The organism is Aeromonas sp. 3P (assembly GCF_051919745.1).
In the GTDB taxonomy this organism is placed as follows: domain Bacteria; phylum Pseudomonadota; class Gammaproteobacteria; order Enterobacterales; family Aeromonadaceae; genus Aeromonas; species Aeromonas veronii.
Genome location: NZ_JBQBED010000001.1, coordinates 480594 through 494039, shown reverse-complemented (window position 1 = coordinate 494039; position 13446 = coordinate 480594). Strand labels below are relative to the sequence as shown.

11 protein-coding genes and 2 pseudogenes are annotated in these 13446 nt (G+C 57.1%); 10 read left to right on the top strand and 3 right to left on the bottom strand.

What is annotated here, in order from left to right; translation table 11 throughout:
* Window positions 1-87: 87 nt before the first annotated feature.
* Window positions 88-1178: pseudogene (locus tag ACTG19_RS02195) on the bottom strand (IS3 family transposase); the annotation flags it as partial.
* A 115-nt stretch (window positions 1179-1293) separates the two neighbouring features.
* On the bottom strand, window positions 1294-4380 hold the full coding sequence (gene rne, locus ACTG19_RS02190) for a ribonuclease E (protein ID WP_439988669.1): 3087 nt from the start codon (window positions 4378-4380) through the stop codon (window positions 1294-1296).
* A 413-nt stretch (window positions 4381-4793) separates the two neighbouring features.
* Between rne and rluC the strand changes: the two genes are divergently transcribed.
* Both rluC and ACTG19_RS02180 read left to right on the top strand, forming a co-directional pair.
* Window positions 4794-5738: a 23S rRNA pseudouridine(955/2504/2580) synthase RluC gene (rluC, locus tag ACTG19_RS02185; RefSeq protein ID WP_005351815.1), complete on the top strand. Its 945-nt coding sequence runs from the start codon at window positions 4794-4796 to the stop codon at window positions 5736-5738.
* Window positions 5738-6400 (top strand): HAD-IA family hydrolase, encoded by a 663-nt coding sequence (locus tag ACTG19_RS02180; protein WP_113739565.1) that lies wholly within the window; start codon window positions 5738-5740, stop codon window positions 6398-6400. The genes rluC and ACTG19_RS02180 overlap by 1 nt, the downstream gene beginning before the upstream one ends.
* Window positions 6401-6500: 100 nt before the next feature.
* Here the strand turns inward: ACTG19_RS02180 and ACTG19_RS02175 are convergent, their stop codons facing one another.
* A complete protein-coding gene (locus ACTG19_RS02175) occupies window positions 6501-7082 on the bottom strand; it encodes a Maf family protein (RefSeq protein WP_113739564.1) in 582 nt (193 codons plus the stop codon).
* 118 nt (window positions 7083-7200) lie between these two features.
* Between ACTG19_RS02175 and yceD the strand changes: the two genes are divergently transcribed.
* The 8 genes and pseudogenes from yceD (at window position 7201) to fabF (ending at window position 13378) form a co-directional block, all read left to right on the top strand.
* Complete coding sequence (yceD, locus tag ACTG19_RS02170; protein WP_013723766.1) at window positions 7201-7722, top strand: 23S rRNA accumulation protein YceD; 522 nt, start codon at window positions 7201-7203, stop codon at window positions 7720-7722.
* Window positions 7723-7741: 19 nt separating this feature from the next.
* A complete protein-coding gene (gene rpmF, locus ACTG19_RS02165; protein WP_005300935.1) occupies window positions 7742-7909 on the top strand; it encodes a 50S ribosomal protein L32 in 168 nt (55 codons plus the stop codon).
* Between the two features lie 9 nt (window positions 7910-7918).
* Window positions 7919-8938, top strand: coding sequence for a phosphate acyltransferase PlsX (plsX, locus tag ACTG19_RS02160; protein ID WP_113739563.1), 1020 nt, complete (start codon window positions 7919-7921; stop codon window positions 8936-8938).
* Window positions 8939-8945: 7 nt separating this feature from the next.
* Window positions 8946-9904, top strand: a pseudogene (locus ACTG19_RS02155) (beta-ketoacyl-ACP synthase III).
* A 71-nt stretch (window positions 9905-9975) separates the two neighbouring features.
* Window positions 9976-10911 (top strand): ACP S-malonyltransferase, encoded by a 936-nt coding sequence (fabD, locus tag ACTG19_RS02150; protein ID WP_005333161.1) that lies wholly within the window; start codon window positions 9976-9978, stop codon window positions 10909-10911.
* A 13-nt stretch (window positions 10912-10924) separates the two neighbouring features.
* Window positions 10925-11659 carry a 3-oxoacyl-ACP reductase FabG gene (gene fabG / locus ACTG19_RS02145; protein WP_005333159.1) on the top strand — a complete coding sequence of 245 codons (735 nt, stop codon included), beginning with the start codon at window positions 10925-10927 and terminating at the stop codon, window positions 11657-11659.
* Between the two features lie 158 nt (window positions 11660-11817).
* Window positions 11818-12054, top strand: coding sequence for an acyl carrier protein (gene acpP, locus ACTG19_RS02140; RefSeq protein WP_005300909.1), 237 nt, complete (start codon window positions 11818-11820; stop codon window positions 12052-12054).
* 82 nt (window positions 12055-12136) lie between these two features.
* Complete coding sequence (fabF, locus tag ACTG19_RS02135) at window positions 12137-13378, top strand: beta-ketoacyl-ACP synthase II (RefSeq protein ID WP_005333158.1); 1242 nt, start codon at window positions 12137-12139, stop codon at window positions 13376-13378.
* Window positions 13379-13446 lie beyond the last annotated feature (68 nt).

Sequence of the window (13446 nt, the reverse complement as noted above, 5' to 3'; positions counted from 1 at the left end):
GGTGTGATACTGAACATTGACGCTTTGAATGAACTTTCTCAGAAATATCCAAAGCGCAAACACAGGAGAAACCAGGGCGTTTTCCTGTAGTAACACTCCCTTCAAAATCCCGTTCATCCGCTCCGCCAACGCATTCTGGTAACAGTCATACCCATCCGTCATCGAGCATTTCACCCCGTACCGTTCATGTAGTGACTGATACAGCCCAGAGCAATACTGCACGCCGCGGTCCGAATGATGGATTAGCTCCCCGCTGCCACACCGTTGCTTCAGCGCTTTCTTGAACGCCATCGCCACCGATTCGGCATGCATTCCTTCGTGTACGTGATGGCCCACTATCTTGCGTGAGTACGCATCCGTCACCAGGCTCAGGTACAGCGGCCCGCTCCTGGCTGGCAGATAGGTGATATCAGCAACCCAGACCTGCTCCGGGGCCACCGGTGTGACCTGCTCTGGCCCCGCCTTGAGCAAGTTGGGATGACGGTAGAAACGGTGAAAACTGTGGGTGGTCTTGTGATACGCCCGTCTGGGTGGCACCAGCAGGCGGTGCTCGGCCAATATCTGAAACAGCCTGTCACGCCCGACCTTGAGCCCGTCATCATCCTGACCCTGCAGCAGATAATGCAGCTTGCGAGTGCCCACCCGCGGTTGTCGCAGTCGAACCTGACGCACAAAGCGCACCACCTGTAGCCCTTGTGCATGGCGCTCGTCGGCGACCCGATTGCGCTTGTAGTAAGCCTGCCGGCTTATCCCCAGAAACAGGCAAGCCCTGACAATGGTCAGCCTCTCGACTTGCCGCTGCGAGAGGACTTGACGGGTCGCTTTTTTACGATGGAGACGCCGTAGTCATTCTTCAGTACATCGACGACGGCCTCAAAGAACTGGGCTTTCTGACTCATCAGCGCCAGCTGTTGCTCAAGTTCCTTGATGCGCTGTTCTGGCGTCTGGTTGTCGTAGTCAGGCATGGTGATGCTCCTGCCGGCACGTACAGAAGCCCCCTGGCTCCAATCTTGCCGACCATGTTTACGCAACCATACCAGAACGGTGGAACGGCCCTGAATGCCATAACGCACCTGAGCCTGTTTGTAGGTGAGCTCGCCTTTTTCAATCTGCTCGACCAGTGCCAGTTTAAAAGTCAGCGAGTAATCGCGCTGTGTCCGTTTCACACCTTGTCCCATCGGGTTCTCCATTTATTGGGGGGAAAGGTGTAAACCATATTCAGGACGGGACACAGGCAATAAAAAAGCCACACCGGTTGGTGTGGCTTTTGTTTAGGGGGTCAACCCGGGTTGCTTAGGGGCGACCGGCCGGGCAGGTGGCCACGTTGACGGCGGCAGTGCTACCACCATGACGACCTGAGGTGCTCACTTCGTTGCGTACCAGCGGCGGGTAGTTAACCGGCTCACGAACAGGCAGGGCAGGGGCTTCGGCAGGGGTTGCCATCGGGGCGGATGCTTTGCGGGCACGAGCCAGCAGGCCAGCACCGTGAGCTACCTGTTTGGTCACGACCGGAGTCTCTTCCACCACAACTGCAGCGACAGGTGCCGGGGCAGCAACTGGCATTTCGACTGCAGCCGGTACAGCTTCCACGACAGGAGTGCTGACAGCAGGGGTTTCTTCAACAACCGGAGCAGTTTCAACGACTTCAGTGGCAGCCATGTCGGCAACCGGAGCGGCGACAACGGCAACTTCCGGCTCTGCTGGCACCACGACCTCAGCGACAGCGTCAACAACCGGGCTAGCGATCACATCGGCTTGAGTTGCTTCGACCTGGGCAGCAGCCTGCTCGGCAGCTTCTTCAGCAACGGCTTCGACAACCACATGCTCGGTCAGTGCCGCAGAGGCTTGCAGGGCAGCAGCGACGGCTTCAGCGCTCGGGATGGTAACAACAGGCACTACCGGCTCTTCAACCTGCGCTTTGGCAATATCTGCCTGGGCTGCGGTGGTCAGAGTGGTGGTATCTTGCTGTTCTTCGTCACGCTGGCTGCGGGCATCTTCGTTGATGCGCTTGCGGCGCTGACCTTCGATACGCTGGCTGCGCGGAGTGCGGCGTGAGCGGCGCTGGCCTTCACTCTGCTCTTCCTGCTCGTTACCCACTGTGGCATCGATCACTTCAGCTTGCGCTGCTACTTCGTCAACCGGCAGGGCAGAGGTGTCAGCAGCGGCGACATCGACACGGATCTGCTTGCGCAGTTGACGACGTTCGCGGCGCTCGGCCACTTTCAGCTCTTTCTCCTGACGTGGCTGGACGGCAGTTGCATCAACGGCGTCTACCGCTTCAACAACGACTTCGGTGCGCGGCTCACGGGGAGCACGAGGTTCACGGGCAGGACGTGGCGCACGTTCCTGACGCGGTTCGCGAGGTTCGCGCTCCTGACGGGGTTCACGTTCAATGCGCTGTTCGCTACGCACCTCACCACGGGCTTCACGCTCCTGACGAGGCTCGCGCTCTTTGCGGGGACGGCGATTGCGGTTTTCACCGGCTTCGCGGTTGCCACCTTCACGCTTCTCGCCAGCTTCCGCATTGTTGCGGTTGCCACGATTGTCGTCACGACGAGGACGCTGACCACGGCCACGACCTTCTTCGCGCTGGTGACGTTGACCTTCATCCTTGCGTGCTTCACGAGCAGCAGGTTTCTCGGCGGGCGCTTTCACGTCGGCAGGTGCTGCATCGCTGCTGAACAGGCCGGTAATGCCTTTGATCAGCTTGCTGAAGAAACCTGCTTCGGCAGGTGCAGCGGCAACGGCCGGGGCTGTCTGCTGCTGTGCTGCAACTGGCGCGGGTTGAGTCGGCTGGGCAAAGCCTTGCAGCAGCGGTTGTTCACGCTCGATCACCTGAGCTTGCTTCGGCTGGTAGACCGGCTTGGCAATCTCGGTTTTCAGCTCATAGCTGGCCGCTTCCGGGATCTCGTTCTGACGAATGCGGGTCACTTCGTAGTGCGGGGTTTCCAGATGCTGGTTCGGAATGATGTAAACACGCACATCATTTCGCTGTTCCAGACTGGCGATGGCGGCACGCTTCTCGTTAAGCAGATAGGCTGCAACATCCACCGGCACTTGGCCGTGAACCTGCTCGGTGTTGTCCTTCATGGCCTCTTCTTCGATGAGACGCAGGATGGACAAGGCGAGGGATTCGTTGTCACGGATCACGCCTTGACCCTGGCAACGGGGGCAGATGTGGCTGCTGGACTCGTTGAGGGAAGGACGCAGACGCTGGCGAGACATCTCCAGCAGACCGAAACGGGAGATACGGCCCAGCTGGATGCGGGCGCGATCCTGATGAACCGCTTCACGCAGACGGTTTTCTACTTCGCGCTGATGGCGAACCGGCGTCATGTCGATGAAGTCGATTACGATCAGGCCACCCAGATCGCGCAGACGCAATTGGCGGGCAATTTCGTCGGCCGCTTCCAGGTTGGTTTGCAGCGCCGTCTCTTCGATATCGCCGCCCTTGGTGGCGCGGGAGGAGTTGATATCGATGGAGGTCAGTGCTTCGGTCGGATCGATAACGATGCTGCCACCGGAAGGGAGGCGCACTTCACGCTGGAAGGCTGATTCGATCTGGCTTTCAATCTGGAAGTGGTTGAACAGGGCAACTTCACCCTTGTACAGCTTCACACGGTTGAGGAAATCGGGACGTACCAGCTCGATATGGGCCTTGGCGCGTTCGAAAATCACCGGATTGTCGATCAGGATCTCGCCCACATCGCGACGCAGATAGTCACGGATGGCACGCACGATGACATTGCTTTCCTGATGGATCAGCACCGGCGCGGCGCGCTCCTGGGAGGCTTTGTGGATGGAGTCCCAGTGGTTGAGCAGAACGTTCAGATCCCATTCCAGCTCTTCTGGCGACTTGCCCACACCGGCGGTACGTACGATCAGGCCCATGCCTTCCGGCACGGTCAATCCGCTCAGGGCTTCTTTCAGTTCAGTCCGCTCATCACCCTCGATACGGCGGGAGATACCACCGGCACGGGGGTTGTTGGGCATCAGTACCAGGTAGCTACCTGCCAGGCTGATAAAGGTGGTGAGGGCTGCACCCTTGGTGCCACGCTCTTCCTTGTCGATCTGGACGATAACTTCCTGACCTTCGCGGACCACTTCTTTGATGTTGGGACGACCCTGATAGGAGTAACCGGAGGGGAAGTAATTGCGGGCGATCTCCTTCAACGGCAGGAAACCGTGGCGCTCGGCGCCGTAGTCGACAAAAGCAGCTTCAAGGCTGGGTTCTACGCGGGTGATCTTACCCTTGTAAATGTTCGCTTTCTTCTGCTCGTGTCCCGGACTTTCAATATCCAAATCGTAGAGCTGTTGTCCGTCAACCAGCGCTACGCGCAACTCCTCTTCTTGAGTTGCGTTGATAAGCATTCTTTTCATTGAGTTCTCATTATTGTGTCATTTTGATTTCCTCCATCTGGGTCCTGCCAGCGCCGGCCTCGGGTCTTCAGCATACTGGGGCAACCTCCCGGTTGGGGTATGCATGAGGCGCAAACTAAGGGCGTTCTGGTCATCACTTCTCGAGAAGGAATGAATAAGGATGCCGAAATGGAGACAAATAAACGGTGATGTTTGTGTTCTCCATGCGTTGTACCTCGCACCCGGGAACCGTCATGTTCTTGTATACACGGTGTTTCGGGATTGGGTGGCATACTTTTTGGCCACTTAGTACAAGGCTTGAACACAATGACAAAACCTTGTTTATTATCCCATTTAAACCTCTTTTATAGCAAGGCGCCATTTTTCAACAAACCATGCAGCCAAGGGGCGCTGGCAGTGTTAAAATCCGCGCCATGACACAGATACAACAACAAGTGCAGCTGCTCACCATCGAAGCTGAGCATGACGGGCAGCGCATCGACAATTTTCTCAAGACTCAGCTAAAGGGCGTCCCCAAGAGCCTGATCTATCGCATCCTTCGCAAAGGTGAAGTGCGAGTAAACAAAAAGCGCATCAAACCGGAGTACAAACTCTGCGCAGGTGACGAGGTGCGGGTGCCCCCCGTGCGCGTTGCCGAGAAGAATGAGCTGCCTTCAGCCAACCTCGGTGTTATCCAGCGTCTGGAGAGCCAGATCCTGTTTGAAGACGATGCCATGATCGTGCTGAACAAGCCCTCCGGCATGGCCGTACATGGCGGCAGCGGGCTGAGCTTTGGTGTGATTGAAGGGCTGCGCGCCCTGCGTCCTGAAGCCCGTTTCCTCGAGCTGGTTCATCGACTGGATCGCGATACCTCAGGCGTACTGCTGGTTGCCAAAAAACGCAGCGCCCTGCGCAGCCTGCATGAGCAGTTGCGGGTCAAGACCATGCGCAAGCAGTATCTGGCGCTGGTTCGCGGCAAATGGCAGGCTCACGTCAAGGTGGTCAATGCGCCGCTGCGCAAAAACGATCTGCAGTCTGGCGAACGGGTAGTACGGGTCAGTGCCGATGGCAAGCCCTCCGAAACCCGGTTCCGCATCGTGCGTCAATTTGCCGAAGCGACTCTGGTCGAGTGCAGCCCCATCACCGGTCGTACCCACCAGATCCGGGTGCACACCCTGCATGCCGGTCATCCGATCGCCTGTGACGATAAGTACGGTGAAGCGGCGTTTGACGAGAAAATGCGCAGCCAAGGTCTGAAACGGCTCTTTTTGCATGCCTGGAAGCTCAGTTTCACCCATCCGGCCGATGGTCGCGAGATGCAGGTAGAAGCGCCGCTGGCACCTGAGCTCGACAACTTCCTCAACGGCTTGCCACGCTGATGCAGGATATCCGGCTCGCCATTTTCGATTGGGACGGTACCCTGATGGATTCGGTGGGCCGGATTGTGGCCTGTGTGCAGGGGGCTGCCAGAGATTGTGAGCTGGCGGTTCCTGCACCAGCCCAGATCCGGCAGATCATCGGATTGAGCCTTGATGTCGCCATGTCCCGCCTTTTCCTTTTACGTAGCGACAATGGTAGCGCTATTGATGAGCGCAAAATTGCCGCGCTCATCGATCGCTATCGTCATCACTATCTGCACGATGCGACCCCCAGTCCGCTGTTTGCCGGGGCAGGGGAGTTGCTGCATGACTGGCAGTCACGGGGACTGCAACTGGCTGTTGCTACCGGGAAATCGCGCCGTGGGCTGGATCGGGTATTGGATGAGACCGGGCTGCGCCCGTTGTTTGTGATCAGTCGTGGGGCCGATGAAGCCCGCTCCAAGCCTGATCCGCTGATGCTTGAGCAGATCCTGGATGAGCTGGGGCTGTCACCCTGGCAGGCCGTCATGATCGGCGACTCTGTTCACGATATGGCGATGGCCGAGGCAATTGCCATGCCGCGCATCGGCGTTACTTGGGGTGTAGATAGTCGGGATGCCCTCAGTCGTCACGGACCTGTGGCGGTGGTGGACTCCATGACGGCTCTTCGCGGGCTGTTGTAGACGCATCTTTTTAACAGACATCAATCTGATTGATAACAGAAGCCCGGTATATTGACCGGGCTTTTTATATTCTCGTTCTAGCTTATCTATTCGTCCGCAATCAGGGCAGGGCAATACCGTGGCGCTCCAGCAGCTCGATCAGGCCGATCAGTGGCAGACCGATCAATGCGTTAGGATCGCGCCCCTCCAGCCCCTTGAACAGAACGATCCCCATCCCTTCACACTTGAAGCTGCCCGCACAATCGAGGGGCAGTTCAGCCTCTACATAGCGGCGAATGGCGGATTCGTCGAGATCGCGAAAGTGGACCGTAAACGGTTCAATCAATTGATGAATCTCATTGGTTGCAGCGTTAAGTACGCACAGCCCGGTGTAAAAGGTGACGCTGCGACCTTGAGCCGCCATCAGCTGGGCGATGGCATTGTCGATGGTGCCCGGTTTGCCGAGGATACGGCCATTGCAGACACACACCTGATCAGAGCCGATGATCAAGCCGTGATCACGTTGCCCAGCGATGGCATCAGCCTTGGCACGAGCCAGTCTGGCCACCAGCGCCTCGGCGGATTCGCCAGCCAGTGGTTGCTCATCCACATCGGGGGCGGCACATTCAAAGGGGAGTCCGAGCTTCTCCAGCAGGGCTTTGCGATAGCGAGAAGTTGAGGCGAGGATCAGATTCTGTGGCATAATCAGGTACCGATGAAAGCGAGTACCGGCATTCTAGGGACTTGTGACGTTAAAATCATCGGCGGTAAGGACTTTTTCCTTTGACTATCAGTTGTTGGACCTATATTATTCGCGCCCTATGCAAAAGGTGAAGTTGCCCGTTAAGGTTGATCCAGTCCGTAGTGCCTTGAAGCTGCTCGATTACATCGGGATAGTGGAAAAGTCGCAGATGCCCAGGCTGGAGGAATCAACCGCTGGCTTGCAGAGTGATATCGATGTATCACTGCACTTTGGCAAAGATGTCCAGAAGTTGACCGTTATGAAAGGCACTGCCCATGCCAAGGTTGACCTGGTTTGCCAACGTTGCGGAGAGACATTCGAACACCTCTGTGAAGCTGAATTTATCTACACTCCGCTGTTCGAAAGAACAAACGAGGAAGAACTGCCGGAAGCTTATGAGCCCATTGAGTTGGACGAAAACGGCGAGATAGATCTTCATCAAATCCTGGAGGATGAACTCATCCTCTCGTTGCCTCAAGTTGCAATGCATTCTCTGGATGCATGCCCGAGAGGAAACATGGAGATGACCTGGGGTGAAATCGAACCTGCTGATGAGCGGCCGAATCCCTTTGCAGTTCTTGAAGAGCTTAAACGTAAGTGAATTTAGGAGTTAGCCTACAATGGCCGTACAACAGAACCGTAAAACCCGTGCCAAGCGTGGCATGCGTCGTTCCCACGATGCGCTGACCACCGCTGCCCTGACTGTTGATCAGACCAGTGGCGAAATTCATCGTCGTCACCACGTGACTGCCGATGGTTTCTACCGCGGTAAAAAGGTAATCGCTTAAGGATTGCCTTTGTCTACGCAAACTGTCGCGCTAGACATCATGGGGGGAGATATTGGCCCCTCGGAAACAGTGCCTGCCGCCGTGCAGGCACTGTCTCTTTTACCCCAGTTAAAACTGATCCTGGTCGGCGACCAGCATCAGAGCTCTTCTCTGCTGCAGCAACATGGCTTGCTGAATCATCCCCGCGTTCGTTTCGTACATGCATCCCAGGTGGTTGGCATGGGCGATAAACCGATCGTGGCGCTGCGAACTCTGAAAGACTCCTCCATGCGGGTGGTACTCAATCTGGTGAAAGCCGGTGAGGCCGATGCCTGCGTCAGTGCCGGTAATACCGGTGCGTTGATGGCGATGGCCAAGTGCGTGCTCAAATCCCTGCCCGGGGTCGATCGGCCGGCACTTATCAAGGCGCTGCCGACATTGAGTGGCAAACGCACCGTGATGCTGGATCTCGGCGCCAACGTCAGTTGCGATGCGGATACCTTGCTGCAGTTTGCGGTGATGGGCTCCGTCGTGGCCGAAAAGGTAGAAGGCATTGCATCCCCCCGTGTTGCCTTGCTCAACATCGGCGAGGAGGAGATCAAGGGCAACGATCTGGTGCGCCACAGCGCCGAATTGTTGCGTCAGTGCCACGCGCTCAATTATGTCGGGTTTGTAGAAGGGGATCGCATCTTCAGCGGCGACAGCGACGTGATCGTCTGCGACGGTTTTGTCGGCAATGTCGCCCTCAAGACGGCAGAAGGGGTGGTGCGGATGATGGCCCAGCTGGCCGGATATCCCCGCAAGAAACGCACTTTTCTTGGCCGGATCGCCGGATTTATGTTCAAACGGCGTTTTTCTTACCTGAACCCCGACCAGTATAACGGAGCAAGTCTGTTAGGATTGCGCGGCATTGTGGTAAAAAGTCATGGGCGGGCCGAACGGCGCGCCCTGTGTAATGCGATCCTGCTGGCCGCACAAGAGGCCAAACATCAACTTCCACTGCAAATAGCAGATCGCCTTGAAGCTGTCTTCTCTGACAGGGATCTATAAGAACTCTATGCATAGCAAAATTCTGGGTACTGGCAGCTACCTGCCGAGTTCAGTGCGTACCAACGCCGATCTCGAGCAGATGGTTGAGACCAGTGATGAGTGGATCGTGGAACGCACCGGTATCCGTGAGCGCCGTATTGCCGGGGCTGACGAAACCGTTGCCACCCTCTCTTACCAGGCCGCCCTGCGCGCCCTGGATGCAGCCGGTCTGACCGCTGCCGATCTCGATATGATAGTGCTGGCCACTACCAGTGCTGAAAATGCATTCCCTGCTGCCGCCTGCGAGCTGCAGGGGCTGCTCGGCGTTCCGGGCATTCCTGCCTTTGACGTGGCTGCTGCTTGCGCAGGCTTCACCTACGCACTCTCCATTGCCGATCAGTTCGTCAAATCCGGCGCAGCCCGCCATGTGCTGGTCGTCGGGGCCGATGTGCTCTCCCGCATGTGCGATCCGCAAGATCGCGGCACCATCATCCTGTTTGGTGACGGGGCAGGGGCCGTGATTGTCGGTGCCAGCGAGACCCCGGGCATCCTCTCTACTCATCTTCATGCCGATGGCCGTTATGGCGAGCTGCTCAAGCTGCCTCATCCCCGTCGCGGCATGCGGGTGCCGAGCTCGAAGCCTACATGTATATGAAGGGCAACGATGTCTTCAAGGTCGCGGTCACCCGTTTGAGCGAGATCGTCACCGAGACGTTGGCCGCTGCTGGCATCGAACCGAGCGAGCTGGACTGGCTGGTGCCGCATCAGGCCAACTTCCGCATCATCAGTGCCACCGCCAAGAAGCTCGGTATGAGCCTCGATAAAGTGGTGCTGACCCTCGACAAGCACGGCAATACCTCTGCCGCTTCTGTTCCGGTCGCCTTCGACGAAGGGGTGCGGGATGGCCGGATCAAACCGGGTCAGCTGGTACTGCTGGAAGCCTTTGGCGGCGGTTTTGCCTGGGGCTCGGCGCTGGTTCGCCTCTGATCTTCGGCGGGATGGTGCGCCCATCATCCCGTCACCGATTTCATTTTTGTCTTATCTAAAAGGAATCAATGATGACCCAATTTGCCATTGCCTTCCCGGGACAAGGTTCCCAGTCCGTTGGCATGCTGGCCGAGCTGGCCGAACAACATGCCGTGATCAAGGAGACCTTCGCCGAGGCGAGTCAGGTGCTGGGTTATGACCTGTTTGCCCTGGTGATGGATGGTCCGGTTGAAGATCTGAACAAGACCTGGCGCACTCAGCCTGCGTTGCTGACTGCCTCTGTCGCCCTCTGGCGCCTGTGGCAACAGCAGGGTGGGGCAACGCCTGCCATGATGGCGGGTCATAGCTTGGGTGAGTACTCCGCGCTGGTTTGCAGTGGCGCACTTGATTTTGCCGATGCGGTCAAACTGGTCGAGCTGCGTGGTCTGGCCATGCAGGAAGCGGTACCCGAAGGCACCGGCGCCATGGCGGCCATCATCGGTCTGGATAACGAATCCATCGCCGCCAACTGCGAAAAAGCGGCACAAGGGCAGGTGGTCTCTCCGGTTAACTTCAACTCCCCGGGCCAGGTGGTTATCGCCGGTCACAAAGAGGCCGTTGAGCGCGCCAACGTGCTGATGAAAGAGTCGGGCGCCAAGCGTGCGCTGCCGCTGCCGGTCTCCGTGCCGTCTCACTGCGCACTGATGAAACCTGCCGCAGAAAAACTGGCAGCTGCGCTGGACGGGATCGAGATCAAGGTTCCAACCATCGCGGTCATCAATAATGTCGACGTATCCTGTGAACAGGATCCGGCCGCCATCAAGCAAGCGCTGGTACGTCAGCTGTTTAGCCCGGTTCGTTGGACCGAGACTGTCGAGAGGATGGCCAATGAGGGCGTTACCCTCGAGATCGAGATGGGACCGGGCAAAGTGTTGACCGGGCTCGCAAAGCGCATCGACAAGCGGGTGGAAGGTATTCACGCCAACGATGCCGCCTCTTTTGAGCAGGCGCTGGCCCAGATCAAGTAAACAGGAGCAAGTGATGAGCTTTACCGATAAGGTTGTGTTGGTGACCGGTGCCAGTCGTGGCATCGGCCGTGCGATTGCCGAAACATTCGTGGCCCGTGGCGCGAAAGTGGTCGGTACGGCGACCAGCGAGAGCGGTGCCGAGGCGATCAGCGCCTATCTGGGCGAGAATGGTTGCGGCATGGCACTGAACGTGACCAGCCAGGAATCCATCGAAGCCGTCTTCGCCGCCATCAAGGCGCGCTTTGGCGACATCGACATCCTGATCAACAACGCGGGTATCACCCGTGACAACCTGTTGATGCGGATGAAAGATGACGAGTGGAACGAGATCATCGATACCAATCTGACCTCTCTCTACCGTCTGAGCAAACCGGTGTTGCGTGCCATGATGAAGAAACGTCACGGTCGCATCATCAGCATTGGCTCCGTGGTGGGAACCATGGGCAATGCCGGTCAGGTCAACTATGCTGCCGCCAAGGCCGGTCTGGTTGGTTTTACCAAATCGTTGGCGCGGGAAGTGGCATCCCGTGGTATCACAGTGAACGCGGTTGCTCCCGGTTTCATCGAAACCGACATGACCCGTGCCCTGAATGACGATCAACGTGCCGGCATCATGAGTCAGGTGCCTGCCGCCCGTTTGGGTGATCCAAAAGAAATTGCCGCAGCTGTGGTATTCTTGGCTTCTGATGAAGCAGCCTATATCACCGGCGAAACCCTGCATGTTAATGGCGGGATGTACATGGTGTAATCAATTTGTCGTAAGATCTGTTCAAATTTGCGATAGTACGCCGAAGTTTGGCACATTTCGTGGTTTGACCAGCGGCAAGCTACTTGCAAACTCACGTCAATTGAATAAACTACCCCAACCAGACGCAAATAGCGTATTTTTAAAGGAAAATTCAGGTCATGAGCAACATCGAAGAACGCGTAAAGAAAATCATCATCGAACAACTGGGTGTTAAAGAGGAAGACGTTAAGAACGCTGCCTCCTTCGTCGACGACCTGGGCGCTGACTCTTTGGATACCGTTGAACTGGTAATGGCGCTGGAAGAAGAATTCGATACCGAAATTCCTGATGAAGAAGCCGAGAAGATCACCACTGTTCAAGCGGCTATCGACTACATCACCGCTAATCAGGAATAAGTTCCTGTTCTAAGAGAAGCGGCCCAAGGGCCGCTTCTTTTGTATTTGTTCCCTTTCAAAACACCTCTCGGAGACTACCTCAGTGTCAAAACGCAGAGTCGTGGTGACCGGCTTGGGGATGCTTTCCCCGGTGGGTAACACTGCCGAATCCAGCTGGCAAGCACTGCTCAACGGGCAGAGCGGCATTTCCCTTATCGAACATTTTGATGCCAGCGAGTTTGCAACCCGCTTCGCTGGCCTGGTCAAGGATTTCGATCCCGAGCAGTACGGTATCAACCGTAAAGACGCTCGCAAGATGGATCTCTTCATTCAATACGGCATCGCGGCCGGAATGCAGGCGCTGGATGATTCCGGCCTGACCATCAATGAAGAGAATGCCGAGCGTGTCGGCGTGGCGATTGGCTCCGGTATCGGCGGTCTGGGTCTGATTGAACAGAACCACGAAAGCTTGGTCAATGGCGGCCCGCGCAAGATCAGTCCCTTCTTCGTTCCGTCCACCATCATCAATATGGTGTCCGGTCATCTTTCCATCATGAAAGGTCTGCAAGGGCCGAACATCGCCGTGACTACCGCCTGTACCACAGGTACCCATGCCATCGGCATGGCTGGCCGGATGATCGCTTACGGTGATGCCGATGTGATGGTCGCCGGTGGCGCCGAGAAAGCCTCCACCGCGATGGGAATGGGTGGTTTTGCTGCCGCCAAGGCACTCTCCAACCGCAACGACGAGCCGCAAAAAGCGAGCCGTCCGTGGGATAAAGATCGCGATGGTTTCGTGCTGGGTGACGGTGCCGGTGTACTGGTGCTGGAAGAGTACGAACACGCCAAAGCCCGTGGCGCCAAGATCTACGCCGAGCTGGTCGGTTTTGGCATGAGCGGTGACGCGTATCACATGACTGCGCCTCCTGCTGATGGCAACGGTGGCGCTCGCGCCATGAAAAATGCCATCAAGGATGCCGGCATTGCCCCCGAGCAGATTGGTTACATCAACGCGCACGGTACCTCCACCCCGCTGGGTGATGTGGCCGAGCTGCGTGGCATGAAGTCGGTGTTTGGTGAGCACGCCAAATCCCTGATGGTGAGCTCCACCAAGTCCATGACAGGTCACCTGCTGGGCGCCGCCGGTGCCATCGAGGCGATCATCACTGTGTTGGCCCTGCGTGACCAGGTGGCTCCGCCCACCATCAACCTGGACAACCCGGATGAAGAGTGCGATCTGGATCTGGTACCCCATGTGGCCAAGCCTGGTAGCTTCGAGTACGCCCTTTCCAACTCGTTTGGTTTTGGCGGCACCAATGGCTCACTGATCTTCAAACGCGTATAATTTGCCGCAGGGCAAAGACACAGGCCCGATACTGCCGGTATCGGGCCTTTTTTATCGGAGGGATCCCT